20 protein-coding genes are annotated in these 22,342 nt (G+C 52.4%); 10 read left to right on the plus strand and 10 right to left on the minus strand.

Annotated features, from left to right (window positions below):
* Positions 1-269: 269 nt before the first annotated feature.
* Positions 270-677, plus strand: a complete 408-nt coding sequence (locus IBT46_RS21850) for a hypothetical protein (protein ID WP_200547398.1) — start codon at positions 270-272, stop codon at positions 675-677.
* Between the two features lie 27 nt (positions 678-704).
* Here IBT46_RS21850 and IBT46_RS21855 read toward each other — a convergent pair whose 3' ends face one another.
* The 6 genes from IBT46_RS21855 to IBT46_RS21880 all read right to left on the minus strand — a co-directional run bounded on the left by IBT46_RS21855 (position 705) and on the right by IBT46_RS21880 (position 6,628).
* Positions 705-2,213 carry a conjugal transfer protein TraG N-terminal domain-containing protein gene (locus tag IBT46_RS21855; protein WP_200547399.1) on the minus strand — a complete coding sequence of 503 codons (1,509 nt, stop codon included), beginning with the start codon at positions 2,211-2,213 and terminating at the stop codon, positions 705-707.
* Positions 2,213-2,593 (minus strand): hypothetical protein, encoded by a 381-nt coding sequence (locus IBT46_RS21860; protein ID WP_200539462.1) that lies wholly within the window; start codon positions 2,591-2,593, stop codon positions 2,213-2,215. Before IBT46_RS21860 ends, IBT46_RS21855 begins: the two co-directional genes overlap by 1 nt.
* Positions 2,593-4,047: an integrating conjugative element protein gene (locus tag IBT46_RS21865; RefSeq protein ID WP_200547400.1), complete on the minus strand. Its 1,455-nt coding sequence runs from the start codon at positions 4,045-4,047 to the stop codon at positions 2,593-2,595. Before IBT46_RS21865 ends, IBT46_RS21860 begins: the two co-directional genes overlap by 1 nt.
* A gap of 8 nt (positions 4,048-4,055) precedes the next feature.
* Positions 4,056-5,033, minus strand: a complete 978-nt coding sequence (locus IBT46_RS21870) for a TIGR03756 family integrating conjugative element protein (protein ID WP_370569513.1) — start codon at positions 5,031-5,033, stop codon at positions 4,056-4,058.
* Positions 5,030-5,425: a TIGR03757 family integrating conjugative element protein gene (locus IBT46_RS21875; RefSeq protein ID WP_200539464.1), complete on the minus strand. Its 396-nt coding sequence runs from the start codon at positions 5,423-5,425 to the stop codon at positions 5,030-5,032. The genes IBT46_RS21870 and IBT46_RS21875 overlap by 4 nt, the downstream gene beginning before the upstream one ends.
* Before the next feature lie 333 nt (positions 5,426-5,758).
* Positions 5,759-6,628: a DMT family transporter gene (locus IBT46_RS21880; protein ID WP_200539433.1), complete on the minus strand. Its 870-nt coding sequence runs from the start codon at positions 6,626-6,628 to the stop codon at positions 5,759-5,761.
* Between the two features lie 708 nt (positions 6,629-7,336).
* Between IBT46_RS21880 and IBT46_RS21885 the strand changes: the two genes are divergently transcribed.
* Positions 7,337-9,526, plus strand: a complete 2,190-nt coding sequence (locus tag IBT46_RS21885; RefSeq protein WP_200547401.1) for a TonB-dependent receptor domain-containing protein — start codon at positions 7,337-7,339, stop codon at positions 9,524-9,526.
* 212 nt (positions 9,527-9,738) lie between these two features.
* Here the strand turns inward: IBT46_RS21885 and IBT46_RS21890 are convergent, their stop codons facing one another.
* On the minus strand, positions 9,739-10,095 hold the full coding sequence (locus IBT46_RS21890) for a hypothetical protein (protein ID WP_200539431.1): 357 nt from the start codon (positions 10,093-10,095) through the stop codon (positions 9,739-9,741).
* A 75-nt stretch (positions 10,096-10,170) separates the two neighbouring features.
* Entirely contained in the window at positions 10,171-13,179 is a 3,009-nt protein-coding gene (locus IBT46_RS21895; RefSeq protein WP_200547402.1) for a Tn3 family transposase, read from the minus strand.
* A gap of 161 nt (positions 13,180-13,340) precedes the next feature.
* Here IBT46_RS21895 and IBT46_RS21900 point away from each other — a divergent pair, with 161 nt between their 5' ends.
* A complete protein-coding gene (locus IBT46_RS21900) occupies positions 13,341-13,892 on the plus strand; it encodes a recombinase family protein (RefSeq protein ID WP_200547457.1) in 552 nt (183 codons plus the stop codon).
* 11 nt (positions 13,893-13,903) lie between these two features.
* On the opposite strand, the gene IBT46_RS21905 is transcribed toward IBT46_RS21900, so the two are convergent.
* Positions 13,904-14,869 (minus strand): oxidoreductase, encoded by a 966-nt coding sequence (locus IBT46_RS21905; protein ID WP_200547403.1) that lies wholly within the window; start codon positions 14,867-14,869, stop codon positions 13,904-13,906.
* A 105-nt stretch (positions 14,870-14,974) separates the two neighbouring features.
* On the opposite strand from IBT46_RS21905, the gene IBT46_RS21910 reads away from it, so the two are divergent.
* The gene (locus tag IBT46_RS21910) at positions 14,975-15,901 is read left to right on the plus strand and encodes an AraC family transcriptional regulator (protein WP_200547404.1); all 927 of its coding nucleotides are present in this window, start codon (positions 14,975-14,977) and stop codon (positions 15,899-15,901) included.
* Between the two features lie 32 nt (positions 15,902-15,933).
* On the opposite strand, the gene IBT46_RS21915 is transcribed toward IBT46_RS21910, so the two are convergent.
* The gene (locus IBT46_RS21915; protein ID WP_200547405.1) at positions 15,934-16,206 is read right to left on the minus strand and encodes a helix-turn-helix transcriptional regulator; all 273 of its coding nucleotides are present in this window, start codon (positions 16,204-16,206) and stop codon (positions 15,934-15,936) included.
* A 353-nt stretch (positions 16,207-16,559) separates the two neighbouring features.
* Here IBT46_RS21915 and IBT46_RS21920 point away from each other — a divergent pair, with 353 nt between their 5' ends.
* The 6 genes from IBT46_RS21920 to IBT46_RS21945 all read left to right on the plus strand — a co-directional run bounded on the left by IBT46_RS21920 (position 16,560) and on the right by IBT46_RS21945 (position 22,277).
* Positions 16,560-17,276 (plus strand): oligogalacturonate-specific porin KdgM family protein, encoded by a 717-nt coding sequence (locus IBT46_RS21920; protein WP_200547406.1) that lies wholly within the window; start codon positions 16,560-16,562, stop codon positions 17,274-17,276.
* A gap of 64 nt (positions 17,277-17,340) precedes the next feature.
* Positions 17,341-18,957, plus strand: coding sequence for an ABC transporter substrate-binding protein (locus IBT46_RS21925; protein WP_200547407.1), 1,617 nt, complete (start codon positions 17,341-17,343; stop codon positions 18,955-18,957).
* Positions 18,958-18,960: 3 nt separating this feature from the next.
* Positions 18,961-19,965, plus strand: a complete 1,005-nt coding sequence (locus IBT46_RS21930; protein WP_200539427.1) for an ABC transporter permease — start codon at positions 18,961-18,963, stop codon at positions 19,963-19,965.
* Positions 19,958-20,803: an ABC transporter permease gene (locus IBT46_RS21935; protein WP_200547408.1), complete on the plus strand. Its 846-nt coding sequence runs from the start codon at positions 19,958-19,960 to the stop codon at positions 20,801-20,803. The genes IBT46_RS21930 and IBT46_RS21935 overlap by 8 nt, the downstream gene beginning before the upstream one ends.
* Positions 20,800-21,654, plus strand: a complete 855-nt coding sequence (locus IBT46_RS21940; RefSeq protein WP_200547409.1) for an ATP-binding cassette domain-containing protein — start codon at positions 20,800-20,802, stop codon at positions 21,652-21,654. The genes IBT46_RS21935 and IBT46_RS21940 overlap by 4 nt, the downstream gene beginning before the upstream one ends.
* Positions 21,642-22,277: an ABC transporter ATP-binding protein gene (locus IBT46_RS21945; protein WP_200547410.1), complete on the plus strand. Its 636-nt coding sequence runs from the start codon at positions 21,642-21,644 to the stop codon at positions 22,275-22,277. Before IBT46_RS21940 ends, IBT46_RS21945 begins: the two co-directional genes overlap by 13 nt.
* Positions 22,278-22,342 lie beyond the last annotated feature (65 nt).

A 22,342-nucleotide genomic window follows, 5' to 3' on the forward strand; every position in this document is an offset into this window, starting at 1 on the left:
AATACTATACACAAAAAAAACCAACCCATAAACCCCCTACCCGCCCCCCGGGCCCGCGCGGCGGCGGCTGGTCAGTGGGGGGCAACCGGGGTGCAGGTACGGCGCGGGTCCTGGCGGAGAGGGGCGCGGGGGGTTCAGGTTCGGCTCGGTGTGGATGTTAATAGATGTATTTATGTGTGTTGTAACTAAAGGCTAGCGTTTTAACTCAATGTGCAATTCTGATTAACTTTCGGTATCGTCAGCTTAAGGCAAATTCAATTGAGGTGCGTATGAATTCAACCGCATATGCTCGCGGAACAAAAGCTGCGTCTGTCTGGAAGCGCTTATCTCGCGTCTACCTTGACGCTGATGATCGCTTTGCTGCCTGGGCTGAAAGGAAAAAGATACCGGCATCGATAGGAAAATCTGTTGTGCCTTTTTCTGTTCTTTTACTAATGACGCTGGCCATCGTTGCAGGATTCGCATTCGGCGCCGTAATCATGATTGTTGCTGCTTTTGTTTATATGGTTCGCCACATCCAGCTAAGTGGATCAGATGATTTGGATTCTACGTCATCTAACAGTTCTTGTGCTGCAGGCGGGCAATTCAGAAGCGGCAATGATGGAGAGGGTTTCTACAGCGGTCCTGACAATATTACGGTGACAGCTTCAAGGTTAGACAGAGAGGACGACGATTAGTCGATGCTAAACTAATCGTCGGTTTGATTAGATTTTCATTGCCCCTTTTGCCTTCTCAACAGCTTCTCCCCCACTCTTTTGAACCTGAGAGGTTCCACTTTTAAATGCACCGTCTAAAGTGCTGCCCATTCTGATACCCGCCCATGACAGAGCCCCCATCCACACTGCAGGTAGTACAAGAAACATCGTGGCCATAACAAAGTTCATGATCAGGTCATCCGAACTGTTCTGAAAACCTGCCATGTTAAAGCTGCTGTGTGTGTCAGAACTGTATAACGCTGTCAGCAGCCAGCTGTCGAGCCACCGAGCCAGCTCCCACCAGAACGTCAGGAAGTTAAGGGCAAAAAGCACAAACGTGAGCGTAATGACGGTTTTAATTTCATAGGCTGAGAACGCCAGGATAAGCGGCAGAATCACCACCACCGCCATGAGTAACACAGCCTGCACCATTGGCAGCGCCTGGCGCATGGCATCAAATGCCGGGAACGCTGCCAGACTGCCTAGAGCGGTACCGCCGATCGCAGCCACACGGGAAACGGAGTTATCAAGCGTAAAATCGGCGTTGCCTCCGTAGCCGGCATAGACGTGTCCCCCCTGTGATACGGTCAGGCTCTCAGGGCTGACAAGACGACGGATAATGGCCTCCTTATAGTCAGCCGCATTGCCACCAATCATGGTCATAGCGGCCGACAGACGGGTCCATAGTCCCGGGTCAGCCTGATCGACGACGCGCGACTGCAGTCCGGTGTCAGCATTATTCCACCACTCGTTGCAGGTTGGGTAGCCACCGCGGCCGGTATCCGGCCTTCCGCTGTCACGGCTCTCATTCCAGGCAAATTCCGCCCGTGGCGTTTTCGATTGCAGGTTGCCGTAATAATTACTGAGGAAGGTTTTGCTGCCTATCCACTCAATATCACGCAGCGTGGCTTTGTCTTTCGTCTGCCCCTGATCATGACGCTTCCACATATACAGCGCGAGCGAATAGCAGTCGTTGGTAAAGTCCTGCAGCTCTTCCGCAAGAGCCTTGTTGTTAATCCGCGTGTGCTGAACCTCAAAGCGGAGCTGACGCATGTCCGGACGGCAGGGGATTGTGGCAACAGACGCCTGCGTGATGCCCTTTGCCAGCTTGTGAATCAGATACCACCAGACCGGCGCTGCAGCAGTCTGATCGTTAATGCTCGATATAACCGGTGAATATCCCGTGTCGTCGGGCGCTTTTGGCGTCCACGTCCCGCAGCTCTGCGCACGTGACGTGTCATATTTGATCGTGCTCATATCGACGTTCATCAGCGGCATACAGCAGGCAATCATTACCAGAAAAGACGTGTAAACCGCATGCTCCATTCGGGGTATGGACAGGGCACCTTTATTCCCCTCATCTTCACCTTCTTCACGTACTTTCAGCCAGATGCCGATAAGCCGGAAAGCGACAGGCGCGGCAAACAGACCCGTTGTGATGAGAATATTCCAGAGTCCGTTGTTAACCACCCAGCCAAGCAGGGTAAGGAAATATTCCAGGTAGCTGTTAGTCAGCATCAGGACGCTCCCGTGCCGCCGAGCAGCACCAGTTCACAGACGACGGCAAAAATGACGCTGACGGCCGCAATGCGGATAAGCGGCTGGCGGTGTTGCGGGCCGAAGCCGGGCGCACGAAATACTTTCACAAAACCCCACGCCAGCGCACCATAAACCGCCAGGCGCCACATCAGCCAGCCATAGCGGGCATGCTCCATCCAGTCACGAAATGCAGCGGCCTGAGCAGGATTCCTTACAGCCTGGTCCGCGACAATGAGCCCGGCCAGCAGGAATACCAGCAGAGCACCGGCAGTACACAGCACGCGAAACAGCACGGGGTGCCGGCGGAAAAATGAGGCGCGTTGCGCCCCGTTTTCGATTTTCACAGGATGCGCTCTCATCAGTTGTTTTCCGTCTCAGGAACGGCCAGACGGTTAATGCGGTTGTCGGTGCTGTCATCGCTCTGCGTCTGCGGGTTACTGTTAACGCGCCCGTTTTCCCGCTCGATAATGGTGAGCACAGAATTGCGGGACAGCTCGCGCTTGAGCTCCATTTCGTTGCGTAATGCGGTGATCTCGCGATCGATGGCCGCAACGCGACGATCGCCTTCCTCAATGGCCGCATTCTGCGCGGCAGCGTTAGGCTCAGACATGCCGGTAACAATCATGCGGCGCATAATCAGCGCGGTTTCAACCGTATCCGCCATCGCCAGTTCGCCGGCGAGGCGGGCGGTCAGGGCGGCGTTGTCAGGATCCCTCTGAAGTGCTCTGATGACGCCTGCAGTAATGGGTAAACTGCCGGTTTTGAGTTTTGCCAGGTTCGTCGCGTTAGGCTGCTCGGTGCCGTTAACGAGTTTTACAAGCTGTTCAGTGTTCTCTTTGGTGGTCTCTTCCAGGATGGGCGCAAATCCGGTGCCGGCCTGAGTGGCACCCGGCTGCTGTTCGTCATCGCCGCTGGTACACTGAGATGCGTCGCTGCAGGTGCGCAGAGAGCTGTCCCCCACGACCTGCACCACAGCTTTAGCCGCTTCTTCAGCGCTGGCATATTTTCCACAGGCCCCCCCGTTACAGCTGTTGCTGCTGACTGAGTCAGAACTCAGTACCGGCAGGCTGTTCATCATGTTGAATCCCGCAGCGGTTAAATCATGCGTTGGCCGGATGGCCTGCTGCCCCTGACCGCCCCGTTTCTGTCCGCCGATCCAGTTCTGGCCTGAGTTGCCCTGCAGCTTGTCCGCTGAGTTATTCACGCGGACAGCATCAGCGTCTCCACTGTTAACAAGCGATCGGTACTCATCCATGACCGCGCCCTGCGTCCATTTGTTATTGCCGGCAAAATCCATCATGCGCTTCGACATGTTCTGGCAGTTGAGCTGGGCTTTATCAAAAGAGACGTTTGCCTGCAGCACGCCGTTTGTGAGCATGTCGTACAGGCCGGGATTGGCACGCTGGATAATCATTGCCGGCAGGCTGGCGACGGCACCGGTGGCGTTCTGCACCACGTCGCCCATAAGGTTTTTAAAGCCGTTTGTTACCTCGTTGAGCTGATTACCGACGGTCGTTTTCAGGTCGAAGTTGCCGCACATCAGGTCGCTGCTCCAGCCTGCGCTCATACCGATTTTACGCATGCTGCTGCGCGTTGCCGGCTGCGAAATGACAGAGCCGCCGCCGAGCGTATAGTAAAGCTTGTCAGAAACCGCGCCGCTGACGTCCTTGCCGTAGCCTATGGCGCTGTTATTCACGGAGGGCAGTGAAATACCGAATGCGCCGGACCGGTTATCATCAGCCGCCTGCGCGGATGCCGCTGCGGACGTGATGCACAGCGCAAGCGCGGCAGATTTAAATTGAACTGGTGACATTGTGCCTCTCAGAAGTCAGTTGAATAGAGGAAGGTCTGTCCGCGTCGCTTGCAGCAGCTGTAGGGCTGCCAGAGCGCATAGGCTTCGTTGCCGTCCTGAGCAATGGGATACGCGCCGTCCGGAAAGACGGCGCAGGAAGCTGAAAGCGTGGGCGACAGGCGCTGCCATTTATGATTCGCCGTGCCCGTGTTTTCTTTCACCTCTCCGGGCGGCCAGTAGCCGGCTTTGTGTGTACCTTTCAGTACCTGATAAACGTGAGGCTGCCCGGAGCGGGTGATAATGTCGGCTACCCGCTGCGCGACCACGGCGGAGGCTTTGTCATCGTCTGTCTGGCTGACGAAGCCGGATCGGGGATAAATATTGCCCCACATGTTGGCGCTGACCTGGCTGCCCAGTTCGCGCTGGCCTGGAACCAGCGCCTCGGGATACAGCGATTCAGGCAGTCCCGATCGCCAGACAAGTGAATCCAGCGTGCTCAGAAAGTAGGGATTAAATGGCGTGGCGGCGGTATCGCACGAATAACCGGCAATGCTGCCGCCTATGACGGAGGTGGCAGGGTGGCCTATCGCATCGGCGTATTTGAATTTGATGTTCGACTTGCGCTGCCCGGGCGTCTTGATATCGGCGGCGTTACCGCCGCCGGCTGGCGCACCGCTGGTCAGCGCGTTATCGATCGTACCGGACGCGCCGCTCATAAACGCCATCTCTGTCCAGGGATTACCTCCCGGGCCGGTGTAGGTGGACACCACCACTTCAGGAATGAAGTGCGTCACCTTAACGGAGGTTTTCACCGAACAGCCAAAGGGCGTACACATCAGCCAGTAACAGATGCCGCTGACGCGCCAGCTGATGCAGTCCTGGGTAATGGCGCTGGCAATGATGCCGGCAGTATTAATGGCGGAAACCGTGGCCGGAGTCGCGGCTGCTACAAGCACGGTGGCAATACCGGCGGCGTTGAAGTGCGTTCCGGGGGAGAAGCGCATCATTTACCCCCCTGACTACGAAGCGTTGCAGCCCGGGCAACGTCGGCCGTGCCATAAACCACATCCCTATCATCAAAAACGACGGCGGGGAACTTATGCAGCCCGATCTTCCAGGCATGTACAACCTGCCGGTATGCCTGAGCAATCTGCTCCTGCTGTCCGGGCCACTGCGGCGACTGAATGATTTCGCGGGCCTGCTGAGCGGCCAGCTGAGGATCTGAAGGCAGCTTGCCGAAAATGGCGTCCTGCAGGCGGTCGGGGCCATCAAGCCAGACAACAGAGCTTTCTTCAGTCAGGTTCTGAGGGGGATGTTCGGCATCGGTATACACAACGTTGCCGGCCATCAGCTGAAACGGTATAAACAGGAAAAGTGAGTGTAATAGCCTGAGTCGCATAGCGGATCTCCGTACGGTAACAGGCCTTCAGAGTGGCAGCGCGTGGTCAGGCTTTCAGCAGTAAACTCTTTTTCCGAGTTTGAAAATTACTGAGGTCGGAATTAAAACGGATGTTAGCGGTTAGTGAAACTGTCTCTACCGCAGTCATGACGTTAAGCAACGAGGTCAGCTTTTTGCCTAAAGCAGGCGAAGCTAATGAGATTATGAATTGATCAATGGGGAGCAGGCCACTATTAAAAACAAACCTGCATGTATTATCTGAACAGGCCTCAATTTCGCCATTCTAAACTCCTTACGGACTAGAGAATATTCAGTGCTTTATCCTTATAATTATTACGCGCCTTTAGCCTGCCTTAAGCGATAATAAACCAGCCCAACTATTATCAACACACATCCAGTCAATTGTTGACAAGTCATTTTTTCACCATACCAGAGAGTTGCTGCCAGCACTGTTAACAAAGGCTCAATGATCATAATCAATGCAGCATTTGCCGCCGTAGTCATGCTTTGCCCTTTAAGCTGCAACCAAAACCGAAGGCTCGTTGCGATAAAGGCACTGGACAACAGCCATCCCCAGGTAGACTCACTAACCTGCTGCGGCCATTGTTCAAAAAGTAAAGAGAGTAACAGAGCGATGATGCCCGTACAGCCGAGCTGGAAGGCAGCCAGAGCCTGAACCGGAACTGTGGCAGCAAAGCGTGTGCAGAAGCAGAAATAGACCGCCTGCAATAAAGCTGAAGCCAGAAACAGCAGTTGGCTTACTTCAAAAGTGAGTCCTTGTTTTAAAGTGAGTAATGCCAGTCCAGACATGCTTATTGGCAGTGCAATCCAGAACGCGATCACTGGACGATTTCCCAGTATCAGCCAGGCAAACAGGGGGACAAACAGCATTGATAAGCTCATTATGAATGCGCCCTCGCCTAATGCTTTTGTAGTGGCAACCGCGTATATCCACAACAAAATATTCGCTGTCTGCAAAAATCCAGTAAGGATTACGGCTCTTAGGCTGCGCATCATATTACGTAATTCAGCAGGTCGACTCAGCAGCAGTAACGCCACACTGGCTAGCAAAAAACGGATCGCTATAAATGCAAGGACTGGCATTTCAGCCACAGACTCACGAGAGCATACCCAGCCAAAGGCGGCAATAAAGGTTGTACAAAATAGCAACCCATCCGCTTGTTTTTGTTTAGAAAAGTTCATTTTTCGAATCCGTTAGATGCGGCTTGAAGAACTGGCAAGAATTAAAAAATAAATTTCACAAGACAGTTTATTGAAATATTCGATTCATAATAGCGCAGATTGGATGAAGCTTCATCTGCTGTACTAATCAATGTTGGCGGATCTGGTCATTAAAATGTGTGACCTCTCAATCGGCCAATTTTTGCAAGGTCGAAGAAGCAGTTGCACAAACTGCAAACAGGAAACGAATGGAGCCGTGCTATGGAAGGTGGCAGTTTGAACCTGAACATATGTGCTTTCTTTTTATCAGTGAGCACGCGGACAATATGGCAGTCGTTAGGTTTGAAGGGGCTATGCTATTAGATTTCAGCTGCCTGCTTGCGTGGAAAATTTAGCTGGTAAGCAATTTATCATGCCTTTTCCTGTGATTGCCCAATGGAATGATTAAATTTTAAACACATCTGCCAGTCGGCATACGCCTGTATCACATGTCGTTCAAACGAACTGCGTTAATCTAAACGCCGCAGATTCCACCGGATACACTTCAGAAGAAACCCAATAGAGATATAACTAAAAATGTAAGTGATGATTTCTAAACTTTTCAATTGTTATGTTATGACATACCCAAACGAATAGACATTAACTTTTTGTTTATTTTTTCACCAGTGCTTGTGGGGGAAAATAAAGAATTCATGCGAAGAGTTGAATCCGGAAATTTCAGAGGGATAAGTGATCAGTACAAGTTTTAAACCAGTGAAACACACGAAGTGGAATGTCGTGACTGTTGTAAGTTTCGTGCTTCTTTCAGGCAATGCATATGGAAACGATGAGATTTTAGGTAATGATGATGACCTTATAGTTACTGGTGAAAACCGAAGTGAAGAATCTGATGCCAGAAAATCACTGACACGACAGTATAAAAACTCTTTGTCTGTGCAATACCTCAAGGATGAGGAGCTAATCCATCGCCGACAAAGCGGACTGGGTGAAACGCTTGCAGGATTACCCGGTATACATCTGGACAGCTATGGCGGCGGAGCTTCCCGACCCGTCATCAGAGGACAGACCTTACCGAGGGTTGCCGTGCTCTCTGACGGAGCAACAATTTACGACGTATCGTCAATTTCACCCGATCATACAGTTGCAACCGATCCTCTGCTTCTTGATGAAATTGAAATCATCAAGGGCCCGGCTGCAACTATTTATGGTGGTAATGCATTAAATGGGGCAATAAATCTCATTGACAGCAAAGTGCCGAAATCAGTACCTGATGACAACATTACAGGCTCAGGAGAATTAAGATATGGTACCGGCGATCATGAAAAAACCGGAGTAGGTCGCATAACAGCCGGAGCCGGTAATTTTGCTTTTCACGTTGAGGGGAGCAGCCATGACGCAAGTGATTACCGGGTTCCATCGTCCTATGGGTCAAATCATCTTAAAGACTCTTACTCTAATAATAAAAGTACGTCTGTAGGCGCATCATGGATTACTGAAAAAGGTTATATTGGTGCCGCTTACACCCTACAACGTAATAACTATGGTTTGCCTGGCCATACTCATGAAAATAATATCTGTCATACTCACGCCAGCACGAAGCTCCACTGCGCGTTACACAACGGTGATGTGGATCCTTTTGCAGATATTGACGATTCAGATACAGCGTTCATCGACCTGCGCAGCGAGCGTTATGATATTCGTGCCGATTATGATTCAATTTTACCTGGAATCGAGCATGCAAGGGTTCGTTTCTCGCACACAAATTACAACCACAACGAAATCGATGGTGGAACCTTATTCGCAAACTATAATAATAAAGTAAGAGATATTCAGATTGAGTTAACACACGTTCCTGTATATGGCTTTTCAGGAATGATAGGTTACCAATATACTGAATCTTTTTTCAGTGGACTTGATGATAATACCGTACAGGTTCCCGCTCCTGAAGGTGCGCCAAGAAGGCTGAGACATAATTTCCTTTCTGACAGTCATGCCTTCTTCATTTCTGAAAAGAAAAGCTTGGGCCCGCTTGATGTTGAACTGGGTGCCAGAAAAGAATTTAATCATACAAATATCGACTGGCCTTTCTGGCGGGAATTCGCTTATAACGATTCTGATCTTAACCCGCTGTCACTCTCCTTTGGTACCACATGGCATTTTGATGACAGTTATTCCCTTTCACTGGATATCAGCCGAACGCAACGCGCGCCAAGCGTGCGTGAGCTTTACACATTTGGTAATAATCTGTCGACAAATACGCTTGAAGCCGGACTGATTACCGGAAGAAATCTCATTAATAATGACTGGATTGATGATCACTCGAAAGTGATAGAAACAGCAAAATCAGTGAACCTGACTCTCAGGAAGTCGAAAGGGTATACAACCTTTGAGGTGGGCGGATTCTATCAGGATATCCATAACTATGTTTACGGAAGGCTGCTTGATAAGGCTGAGGGCAGAGACTTTATGTACTTGATGTATACGCCGGCAGATGTTGTGTTCATGGGCGTGGACGGCGAGGTAAAACACTATTTTGATTATCAGACCAGCGCGAGTCTGTTCGGGGATTATGTTTATACTGAGCTCAAAAGCGAAAATGATAAATTACCAAGGGTCTCTCCGGCTCGTCTGGGCGTACGTTTATATCATGATTTCGTGAACTTTAACGGTGAAGTCGAGTTTTACCACACATTTACGCAAAACCGACATGCATCATATGAAACAAAAACGTCTGGATATAACATGCTTAACATGACTTTATCCCGGCCGTTCGAAGTCGGAGATTTTCAGAACGGAGAGATTTATCTCAGAGGCACAAACCTGACCAATACTTTAGCTTATGCTCACAGCGCATTTATTAAAGAGAAATCTCCCCTGCGCGGCAGAAATATTGTTCTTGGGTTAAGATATAATTTCTGACCTCCTTATTAGTGTATTAGTCGGATGACCACTGCACCTCCATAGCGGGAGGTGCAGTTTGCATCATCGTTAAAATAATCTTTTATAAAAAATTTAATAGTAAGATTCGCCGGACTAAAATTTCTTTTTCATGCACAATCAATTATTCAGATGATTAAATATTCCAACAAACAAACTGCCAGCGATCTGATAATGGCACAATTTTTAATGCTTTATATAATAATCTGCACAGGCCCGTGATTATCGCAGTGCTCGCCATGAGGGTGATGCAAATGTCCGTCTACCAGATAGTCAACGTGGTCACCGTGCGGAACAGCCTCATGGCCACATCCCGGGCCGTGCACGTGATCGGGTGCATGCCCTGAGCAATGGTGTTCTGGTGTACATACGTCGGGATTACTGGCACTGACTTCCAGCACGTGCTCATCCACATGGTCGCCGTGAGGATGGTGCAGATGGCCATCATGGAGGTAATCGACGTGATCGCCATGCTGAATGGCGATGTGGCCACAGCCGGTGCCGTGAGTGTGATTGTGGTTTACGTGATGCTTTTCGTTGCAGCTGGACATTACTGACTCCTGAATATCAATGGTCTTCGTTTATGTGTTCACGGGGTTTGACGGTCAATGGTGTAAAAAACCACGCTAAGAAGATAATTCATTGTTTAAATTGAAATTTAATGGTCTCAGCTCTCCCTTCAGAATATCCTCCGGCAGCGTGAACGTATAATGCCCCAGCATATTGATATGCCCGTGCATCAGTGGCGAAAGCCGGGCAATATGTTCATCCTCTGGTGTTTCCCCCATCATCCTGAGATGCGAAAGCGCTTCCTGCATGTAAAGCGTGTTCCAGAGCACTACTGCATTCGTAACCAGGCCCAGCGCACCCAGCTGATCTTCCTGTCCCTCACGGTAACGCTTTCTGATTTCACCACGCTGCCCATAACAGATGGCCCTGGCGACGGCATGTCGGCCTTCTCCCCGGTTGAGCTGCGTCAGGATCCGCCGGCGATAATCCTCATCATCAATATATTGAAGAAGGTACAGCGTCTTGTTGACCCGCCCTACCTCCATGATCGCCTGAGCCAGCGCCGATGGACGGGTACTCCTGAGCAGGGAACGGAGCAGTTCCGATGCATGGATGGTGCCCAGCTTCAGGGAGCCGGATGCCCGCATCATTTCATCCCAGTGATTTTCAACCTTCGGCAGCTCCACGCATCCCCGGGCCAGTTCATCCAGTGCGCCGTAGTGGGCATTTTTGTCGATTCGCCAGAATACGGCTTCTCCGGCATCCGCCAGCCGGGGCGAAAACTGGTATCCCAGCAGCCAGAACAGGCCAAAAATAATATCGCTGGTCCCTGCCGTATCCGTCATTATTTCAACCGGATTCAGCCCGGTCTGCTGCTCCAGAAGACCTTCCAGCACAAAAATAGAATCCCGCAGTGTTCCCGGTATGACGATGCCGTGGAACCCGGAATACTGATCGGAAATGAAGTTATACCAGGTGATCCCCCGCCCTGAACCAAAGTATTTCCGGTTAGGTCCGGCGTTGAGGGTTTTAACCGGGGTAACAAAGCGCATGCCATCGGCTGAAGCCACTTCGCCGCCACCCCAGCGACCAGCCAGTTCCAGCGTGGACTGAAAATCGACCAGGCGGGCGTTGGCGCTGACCAGCGTTTCAGCCCGGAGATAATTCTGCTTCACCCAACTGAGCCGGTGGCGGGTCAGCGCCGGTATATTGTGTTTTATCAGGGGTTCATGCCCGATATTGCAGGCTTCGGCCAGCAGAACGGCACACAGACTGACGTGCAGATCTTTTGCTCTGGCCTCAGATTCACTGACGTGTGTAAACTCACGGGTGAAGCCTGTTCTGGCATCAATCTCAAGCAGCAGTTCGGTGAGATCCACGGGTGGAAGAAGTTGTTTCACCCGGCTGCTCAGTTGCGTCAGCGCGGGCGGCTCATCGAGCCTTTCCAGACTGCCTATGGTCAGAGAGGGGTATTTACCTTCATGACACATGCTCACGGCATCATTGCTGTCAAAGCGCGCAGACACGGCTTTCCAGGTCTCGTCCAGCTGGTTCGCCAGCTGCTCTGCGGCGGTTCTGCCGTCAGTGGGGTGCCCAAGCGCCCGACAGACAGCGACCCGCTGGGCCTGCCATTCTTTCCCCTGAAGCAGCTTCTGACGCGGATCACCCCAGCGCTCGCTGTTTTCCAGCCAGAGATCACGACGCCGCAGTGAATCCTGAAGTCGCTCCAGCAGGCACAGTGAATAACCGGCGCGTTGAATCCGTCCCTCCGCATCATAAACCAGGCGTTTCCAGGGGCCGGTAATGATGTGCTCAGGCGCATCATCAAGGATACGTTTTTTCGAACCGTTCAGTTCTGTCAGGTAATGGATAGCAGCCAGGGTGTGCTCACCGCCAGGCACGGCTCGGAAGTGTAGATCACGCAGAAGCGCAGGCAGGAAACGCTTTACCCGTCCGTACTGCTCCACCATTTCATCCTGAAAGCTGGTGTCCTGCGGGCGGGCGAGTTCGTTAACTTTATCAACAGACTCCGCAAGCCTGGCGACCGGCACGGTGCTGAATATGGTCTTTCGCAACGCTTCATCATCCGTGTTTTCGTCAAGCAGAAGTGCACAGGCCCTCGCCAGAAGCAATGCTGCCCGGTCAAGATCTTTCAGCGTCCTGAGCCGCTTTTTCTGCCCTGTTTTCTTCGCCTCGCGGGTGATGTCCAGGATCAGCATATCCAGTACATCCACTGCGTCGTCCAGCGCGGCTATTTCCTGCGCTTTAACAAACGCGGTCAGAACGGCCAGACGTCTTATTTCGGGCATTCTGGCGATATACCTTGCTGACGCCATGCCCGCATAGCGGGCCAGATTACGCAGTTGTATGGCCGGGAGTCCGTCAAAATTCAGCCGTGAAAACTCAAGGTTCCTCAGGCGGGTATACCGCTCCAGCGCTTCTGTAAAAGACGGACCGCTTACCGTTACGGGACCTTTTCGCAACTGCTCCATCACCGACACCCGCTGTCCTTCAGGGACTTCAAGTAAGCCAGCGAGTTGTGCTGTCTGCCAGCTGTCAGGCAAAGATGCCAGCTTTCTCCACAGGCGACGATTAGCCCGTTCTCTTACTTCACCAATAATCCTTGTCAGCGTTGAGGCGGCGGGCAGCAACACTTTGTGCTGAAGCAGCCATGCCGTCGCAAAATCAAACATCAGTCCGGGACGCTCATTGCTGAGCCATGCCCGCGTGTACAGCAGACGTTTAAGCCTGAATGCCCAGGGGAAATCGCCAAAATCATGATAGCCGTAATGCTGTCTGATAAGCGCATGGTGTTCCCAGCGTGTATTTTCCCTCAGTGCATAACGGGACAGGACCTCCGGTCGGGGAATACCTAACTGGGCAGCCACATAGCTCCGTACGCCAGCAGGGGTCTGCATGAGATCATTCATAAACGAGCCCAGAAAACGGGCGGTGGTGAGCTGAAGAGCAATGCCAAACCGGTTGTGCCTGCCCCGGCGTTGATTAACGAAATCCAGGTCGCGCTCATCAAGATGAAAATACTTTGCCAGCTGAACTTCATTTGGCTCGGCGACATAGCAGCCATAATTCTGAATCTGGTCATCGGTCAGAAAATCACCACTCATGAGTGCATTCCTTTGTCATCCATTATTCCATCATTTTTTTGGAAGTATCAGATATTATGATATTTGATACCCGTCAAAACCGGAGCGGAAACGGGTATCAGAAATCGCAATTTATGCATTATGATACCACTTTGTATCAAAACCGATTTGTGAGACTTAAAATGGCGTTACTGGGCTATGCCAGAGTATCAACCAGTCATCAGAAGCTGACCGTGCAGATCATGGAGTTAAAAAATGCCGGTGTGCGTGAGGACCGGATTTTTACCGACATGATGAGCGGAGCAACCGACGAACGGGAAGGACTTCAGCGCCTCCTTGGTCGGGCAGAGAAAGATGACATCATCATCTGCACAAAAATGGACCGGCTTGGCCGAAACACCGCTGACATGATTCATATCGTGGATGCCTGCTATAAAAAAGGCATTGCCATTCGCTTCCTGGAAAATGGCCTCAGCACGGAAGGCACGATGGGTAAGATGATTATCCAGATCCTTGCCGCCGTAGCAGAGGCCGAGCGTGAACGCATTCTGGAGCGAACCAATGACGGCCGGACAGCCGCAATGGAGGCTGGAGTAAAGTTCGGACGGAAACCCCATAAGGCCTCTCAGGCAGCACTGAAGATGATTAAAGAGGGTCTGCCGGTAAAAGAAGTCGTGCGCAGGACAGGAATATCACGCGCGACAGGTTTCCGTCTCAGGCGGCAGACCCTGTGATACAGTAAAAATCAGGCGGAGCGGCTTACTGCATCAATGCCCGTCAGAGAAGCAGACAACAGCCACAGACGTTCAGCTTCTGACGGGCAAACCGCCCAGGCTCTGACCCCTCTGAAAGTGGGAGCAATGCTCTCATCAATCTCTGCTATGTCGCAGTCTTCACAGTACATGCCTCCTTTCCCATCGAGAGAAGGTGATGTTGCCGCCCAGACCTGCGTAGCGGCACCCTGTTGTGGCGTTTTAAATTCAGGATCTGCTGGCCGGCCTTCTTTGTCCAGCCATCCGGCATCCGTCATTTCCTGTTGTGTAAGATGGCGCTGCAGGGGAGTAAATATTTTTCCCGGGTGCAGTGAAAAAGCCCGAACCCCCTGCTCCCTGCCTATCCTGTCCAGATGGACTGCACAAAGGGCATTCGCCGTTTTCGATTGCCCGTAAGCCAGCCATTTATCATAACTTTCTGAAAAAGTCAGGTCGTTCCACCGCATGCCCGAGGCGTGATGTCCTGCGGATGAAACCAGTACGACTCTTGCGTTGCCTTTCAGAGCCGGCCATAAACGATTGATAAGGACATAATGCCCAAGATGATTTACAGCAAACTGAATTTCCTGCCCGTCAGACGTCCGGGTTTCAGGGCAGGCCATAATGCCTGCGCTGCAGATGAGAATGTCTATGTGTTGATGTGATGACATAACCTGACAGGCAAAAGCAGTAATACTCTCCGGGCGGGCCAGGTCAAGCTCCGCGACCTGGATGCGGGGCGTTCCGCGTAATCTGCTCTCTGCTTCTTTCTGGTGCCTTGCACCGACAATGACCCGTGCACCGGCTTGTGAGAGCGCTCGGGACGTTTCAAATCCTATCCCGGAATGGCCGCCGGTCACTACCGCCGTCAGTCCGGTCAGGTTCAGCCCCGATACCACCTCACTGGCCGAAGATCGGGAACTGAATCCGGAATTCAGAGGCTTTTGCATATTGTTCATAAAACACTCCCTGGTGCCTTGTTAAATAAGTCCGGTTTATTATTCGCTGACGATGCGCCAGAATTAAATGTAAAATAATCCTTATTTCTGTCGGGATCGTCCAGGATGCAGTCAGACCCACTTTCAGATTTTCTGCTCTCTCTCAGTGCGAAATCGACCTTTTTCACCGGGCTTTACGCAGGCGGGGAGTGGGCTATCAGTTTTCCGGCTCCTGAGGGTTTCAAATTTAATACCGTGCGCAAAGGCAGTTGCTGGCTGACGGTGGAAAATACCGGGGAGCCTGTTTTTCTCCATGAGGGCGATTGTTTCCTTCTCAGCCGGCAGAGGGCATTTACGCTCGGGAGCGGTCCTGATGTAAAAACGATAAACGCGCAAAAGGTATACTGTAACGCCGTGAACGGTATCGCCCGTTATGGTACAGAAGAAGATTTTTACCTCGTAGGCGGCCGGTTTGAATTCAATGAGGATATGTCACTGATTTCTGAACTGCTGCCGCCCGTTCTCATTATCCGCCGGAATGCGCCTCAGGCTGATGCCCTTCACTGGTCACTGGAAAAGCTGGCAAACGAACTGGCGAAGCCTCAGCACGGCAGCGCGCTGATGATATGCCATCTTGGTCATATTATGCTGGTTCAGGCGCTGAGGCTGAGTTTTCGTACAGAAAGCAGGGTAGCCCCGGGGTTACTCGCTGGACTGACTGACACGCGGGTTGCACGGGTGATCCGGGCAATTCATGAAGACCCGTCCCGGCACTGGAGGCTTGCAGAACTCGCGGCCATCGCTTGTTTGTCCCGTTCAGCGCTGGCGCAGATATTTCGTGAGAAAACGGGTATTCCACCTGTGGAATATGTGCTGCGCTGGAGAATGCAGCTTGCAGGGCGCGCCCTGATAAATTCAGATACTCCGGTTTCTTCCCTGGGGCAGGCATTTGGATATGATTCTGACAGCGCTTTCAGTCATGCGTTTCGCCGAATTAAAGGTCTTACACCCAGTGAATACAGGAAGACCATGCGTTTAAAAACAATGAATTAACCTCTTAACGTGGTTTTTTACATCATTGACCGTCAAACCCCTTCACAGGCGTTGCGGATGATATCGGCAACATGTTTGTCGGCGAGGCTGTAAAACATCTTCCTCCCCTCTCTGCGGCGGACGACCAGTCGGTGGTGAAGAAGGTCCCGTAACCTTGCAGAGACGTTCACCATCTTTTCACCAGACAACTCTGTAAGTTCAGTCACGCTTTTCTCACCGCTTTCGAGCAGGATGACCAGTCGCATTCGACCTTCATCAGACAAGGCGTGAAAAAAAAGTGATACCGCCTTCAAATCTGATTCCATAGCTGAGCCTCACTCAAAAAATCTATAGATATATAGATTATACGATTGAAAGCATAATTCAATCTTTAATTTGCTAAATCGTTTGTAAATGACTACATGAATGTGACGTTTTTATTAAAACCACTTTTAATCTTTAATACATTGATATATATGTAAAATTAACCAAAATACTACCATGCAAGATAACGATTATTGCCAATGATTGTAAGCAAACGTCTTTTTATGTGGTTAATTGTTATGTTATAACGTTTCGCATTGAGGTTTGTGCTCATCCGTACCATCAGCGATGAAACTGCGTACTTCATATAAAAATTCTGAATTTGAGTGACTTAAATTAAAAAATGGATTAATTGATGAATATCAGGGCAGTAACTTTTGCAATCGCCTCTCTTCTCACTGCTAATGCCTGCGCGGTAAGTATTGATTATCGCCATGAAGTTAAAGATACCGCAGAGAACACGCATAAAGACCGCCTGCTGATTTCACATCGCTTCAGCAACGGGTTTGGTATTTCTTCGGAAGTGAAATGGAAAAGCGGAGACTCCGGCGCACGCAGCGATAACGTTTACCACGAAAACGTGAGCGATGGCTGGGAAGCCGTACCCAGCTATCTCTACCGTTTTAATCCACTTTTTGCCCTTGAGGGCGGTCTTAATCTCGCCGTAGACAGTAATTACACCAACTATCGTCCCTACGTAAAAAGTTACGTGTATTTCACAGATGACCTGAACTGGTCACTTCGTTTCCGCCCGTTTTATAAGCGCTACAGCGGAAATATCAACACTGAAAAAAATACGCAGGAAAAAGGCATGACCATTACGTCCGTGCTGAGTTATCGCCTGCCGGGCAACTGGGGTATCGAGTACGAGCTGGAATACCACAAAACCGACACCAAAGAGTTTGCGCCCGTTGCAAACAACAAAGACTACCAGTGGACGCACGACGTCAAGGTCTCCTATGCCGTTGACAAAAACTGGAAACCCTACGTGGCTGTCGCCAACATTCCTGGCAGCAAGTATACCGACGAGCGTCAGACGCGCTTCCGCGTGGGTGTGACTTACAGCTTCTGATTTCCCTCCTGCTGAATCGACCAGTGGCTGAATAATGCTGTTCGGCCACCAAAGGAAAACCAATATGTTAAAACAAGCATTTATTTACAGCGCGCTCGCGCTGGCCGTAACTACGTCATTTGCATCAGGCGTTGCTGCAGCAGCAGATACCTCAGCGCAGGCTCAGAATACGGTTGTGATTATTGAGCGCTTTGAACTGGGGCATTACAACCCTCTTCTGGGCCACGGCCGGAGCGGTGAATCTCACTTTTATCAGGGGCTGTACCGGATTGAAGCCGGCGTCTTTGACAGACAGCCTGATCTGATCCCTACCCTTGCCTCCGGCCCGGCAGTGGCTTCGGAAAAAAATAAGGTCTGGACCGTTCCGCTGCGTAAGGGGATCAAGTTCTCAGATGGTACGTCATTTGGACCAGAGGATGTGGTCGCGACCTATCAGGCCTTTATCGATCCGCGCTCGGCGTCTTCTGAAATTGCAACATGGGATAACGTTGAGAAAGTCGAGGCCACCTCCGATGCCGTGGTGTTTACGCTCAAAGAGCCAATGGCAAACTTTGATCGCCGTCTTATCAATGGCATCGCCCCTTCCGAAGCGTTTGATTTTGCTAACCTGAGTAAGGCAGAAGCTTCCCCGCTGAATACGCATCCGGTGGGCACTGGCGCTTATGAATTAACTGAGTTACGACCCGATCAGGCGATCCTGACCGCCCGTAAGGACTACTGGGGACCTCAGCCGCAGGTGCAGAAAATCGTCCTGCGTTATACCGCTGATGAAAATGCGCGTGCGCAGCAGCTGAGAGCCGGTGAAGGCGACGGCACCGCGCTTCCGGCCGACCTTGCCGCGACCTTCAAAGCGCCAGAATACGAAACCTTCTCCGTGAAGGCCGGAGACTGGCGTGCTGTCAGCCTGCCCGCCGGCAATCCGGTAACGGGAGATGATGCTATCCGTCTGGCGGTCAACTACGCCGTAAACCGGGCCGACATGGTCAAATACGCGCTGAAGGGGCACGGTACCGCCAACTCTACCTACCTGGCCCCCTTCTTTGGTGAGGCTTACGATCCGGCAGAAGAGTTCAGCTACTCACCCGAAAAGGCTAAGCAAATCCTTGATGATGCTGGCTGGAAGGTGGGTACGGATGGCGTGCGGGTGCGTAACGGCCAGCGTGCGGCTTTTGATATCATTTATTTTCCGAATCGCGATCGCTCCCGCCGCGATCTGACGCTGATGGTCGCGAGCGACCTGAAGAAAATCGGCATTCAGGTCACGCCGGTGGCGCGGGATTCAAAATCAGTCACACGGGACGTTTATGCCAGCACCTCCGTGATGGCCGGAAGCGGCGTGCCGTACTCTGTGGACAGTCAGGTTTACCACATCCTGCACTCTAAATACGCAGAGCCAGGGGTAGGCGCAAGCTGGGATAACGCCTCTGATTACCGCAATCCGGTCATAGACCGCCTTCTCGACAGCGCTCGTGCGGAAACAGACCCTCACAAGCAGGCCGGCCTCTATCGCGAACTGCAGAAAGAATATCACCGCAAGCCCGCCATGCTGCAGCTTGTCTATCTTGACCATATCTACGTTCAGCGTGAAATGGGTTACAAAAATATCAAGGTCACACTGGAGCCTCATTCCCATAACATCGGATTTGGCCCCTGGTTCACCATTGAGTCCTGGAAAAAGTAGCAGATGGCATTCTCATCAGGACGGTGGCATCGCCGCCGTCGTTCCGTACTGCTGATGGTGGCAAGGCGCATTACTTTCCTTGTACCGCTGCTCATTCTGGTCACGCTGGGGCAGTTTGCTTTGGCCACCGTCAGCCCCTACGATCCGCTTGATGCTTATCTTGGTGGGCTTGCCGCCGAGATGACGGCATCACAACAGGCGTCGCTGTCGGCTGTACTGCACCTTGATCTGACCTGGTATGCGTCCTGGTGGGAATGGGTAACCGGGGTATGCTCAGGAGACCTGGGTATATCCCGCGCCTACCAGCAGCCCGTTACCGCTGTCATCAGCGATCGGCTGCCGTGGACGGTGCTGTTAGGCTGCACCGGACTGGTTTTCAGTACGGCCGTTTCATTTATTCTGGGAACGGCTGCCGGGCTGAAACCCGGCGGCCTTGCCGATCGGTTTATCAGCTTTTTTGCCATCATTCTGCAGACGATACCCCCGTTTGTGCTGGCGCTGGTTATGCTGGGTATCTTTGCCATCTCATTCAACCTGCTGCCCACCGGCGGGCTGACTTATCCAGGGCAGGCGGCGACGCTGAGTTCTACGCTGATGCATCTGTTACTGCCAGGCCTGGTGCTGGGTTTAACACAGCTGCCGTGGCTGATACTCAGCCTGCGGGAATCGGTGACGGATGTACTGAATTCAGACGCCATCCGGGGAGCCCGCGTCCGGGGTATTCCCTTTTCGCGCATCGTCAGCCATCACATCATTCCGACCGCGCTCCCGCCTTTTGTCGCGCTGGTTGGATCACGACTGGCGGAGCTGGTCGCGGGCTCCGTGTTGGTTGAAAGCATCTTTTCCTGGCCCGGGCTCGGCAGCGCACTGGTCAGAAGTGCCCAGTCACTCGATTTTGCGCTGCTGACCTTTCTGACGGTGGCGGTAACGGTGCTTGTCCTGCTGGGCAACCTCATCGCCGATATTCTTTTCGTTATTCTGGACCCGCGGGTTGACGCAGATGCTTAAGATATTTTCTCTCTCCCGAACGCCTCCGGGCCTTTCAGCCATCCTCACCTGGATGACATTTATGGTGGTTGCCGGCTACGCCATCGTGGTTCCCTGGGTCAGCCACGTTGATCCTCTGATAACCGACTTCAGTATGGCGGACCTGCCTCCGGGTAAAGATGCACTGTTTGGAACCGATGCAGAGGGTCACGATCTTTTTATCCGCGTAGCGCAGGGGCTGCGCATTTCTCTCGTAATCTCTCTGGTAACGGCCACAACGTCCTGTCTTTTTGGCGTGGTACTCGGCACGCTGGCAGGCATGAGCGGGGGCTGGGTTGACCGTATTATAATGCGGATTACGGACGGTATTAATGCGCTCCCCCACCTGCTCATTGGCATCCTGATCGTGTCACTGTTTAAGGGTTCGGTCATAGCGATTATTGCCTCCCTGACCCTGACGCACTGGACCTATATTGCCCGGGTAGTCAGGGCGCAGATTATCGGCGTCCGTCACGCCGAATTCATTGAGGCCGCATGGCTTTCCGGCATGAACCGCTGGCGTATCATCCGGGTTCATCTCATTCCTGCCGCACTGGGACAGACGCTAATCGGCCTGGTTTTACTGATCCCGCACACTATCTGGCACGAGTCCACGCTATCTTTTCTCGGGCTGGGGCTTCCGCCGCACATGCCCTCACTCGGTACGCTTCTGTCATCAGCTCAGGGTGCACTGCTGCTCGGCCAGTGGTGGATGCTGCTGTTTCCCTGCCTGTTGTTGATTGCCACAACGGTGTCAGTCTCACTGATTGGCGGCATGCTTAAAAACCGTATCACCGGTCATCAGGAGACGCTGCGATGACGCTGAAAATCGAAAATTTAACGGTCAGGATCCCGCTGGCGCAGGGTAGCCAGGTGCATGCTGCCTCGCTGATAAACCTCGACGTGGCGAAAGGAGAGGTCCATGCCCTGATTGGTGAGTCAGGGTGCGGCAAGTCCACTATCGCGCAGGCCATTACGGGCCTGCTGCCGCACAAGGCGCGCGTATCAGGCAGCGTTCTTTATCGTGAGGAAAACATCCTTGGCAGCCAGTCTCGCTTTCTGGGTAAACATATTGCGCTGATCCCGCAGTCAGCCGCCACGTTTATGACGCCCGTCAGAACGCTGGGCGCGCAGCTTGCAGAAACCGTTGAGGTGCTGGAAGGCCCGCTCACGCCCGAAGAGCTGATGGCAACCGTCGATTTAAAACCTGACGTTTTGCAGCTTTATCCGCATGAAATTTCTGGGGGTATGGCCCAGCGTGCCGCCGTCGCCTTCGCACTGGCCGGCGCGCCGGACGTGATTATTGCAGATGAACCCACCGCGTCGCTGGATCCTGCCCGCAAAGAGGGAATATTCCGTTTGCTGCGGCAGATTGCCGGCGAGGGCGCGGCGGTCATGCTTATCACGCATGATATCAGCACGCTGCTCGATACCGGTATCGCTGACGAGCTGAGCGTATGTTATGCCTCACGCATTATCGAATCCGGTCCTGCAGGCACGCTCCTTAACGGCGGAGCAGAACACCGTTACACGTGTGATCTGCTGGCAGCTCTGCCGCGCAATGGATTGCACAGGATGCGCGGCGTGCCGCCGGAACTGACCGACCTATCCGATGAATATAGCTATGAATCGCGTATTGCCATGCCCGGGGGGACTGAATGCAGGGTTTGATTGCCAGTAATGTGATTGTTGAGTTTGAACGTCCTGACGGCAGCCTCTGGCGGGTGCTTGATCGCGTGAGCCTCACGGTGCCACCGGGCAAAATTACGGGTCTGACCGGTCAGTCCGGACGCGGCAAAACGACACTCGGGCGCGTCATGGCCGGACTGGTCGTGCCGGTAAGCGGAAAGGTGACCTGTAACACTATGCCAGTCGGTAACGTACGCAGCCGCTCCGGTAGTCAGACCCGGGGACAGATTGGCATGGTGTTTCAGTCACCCCGCCGCTCCTGTGATCCCCGGCTGACGCTGCAGAAGACCATTTTGCAGACCGCAAGCCGTGGCGTGGATATCGACCGGATACTCTCAGATGTGGCGCTGACTGCCGATTTGCTCAGACGCTTTCCTGCACAGGTGTCCGACGGGCAGCTGCAGCGGGCGGCTTTGGCACGAACGCTTGCTGCTGAACCGGAATATATTATCCTGGATGAGATGACTTCCATGCTTGACCCGGCTACGACGGCTACGCTGATGGATGCGATTAAGCGATACACCCGCAGTGGTGGTGGCGTGCTGATGATAAGTCACGATCACGAGCTCGTAGAGGCTGTATCTGATGAAATAAGGCAGCTATGAACGTCCTGACTGCAGAAGGACCGTCATTCATGAGCCTGCACTCTGTATTTTGATTGCCTGAAGGA

Source organism: Erwinia sp. S38, from assembly GCF_016624545.1.
Classification (GTDB): domain Bacteria; phylum Pseudomonadota; class Gammaproteobacteria; order Enterobacterales; family Enterobacteriaceae; genus Erwinia; species Erwinia coffeiphila.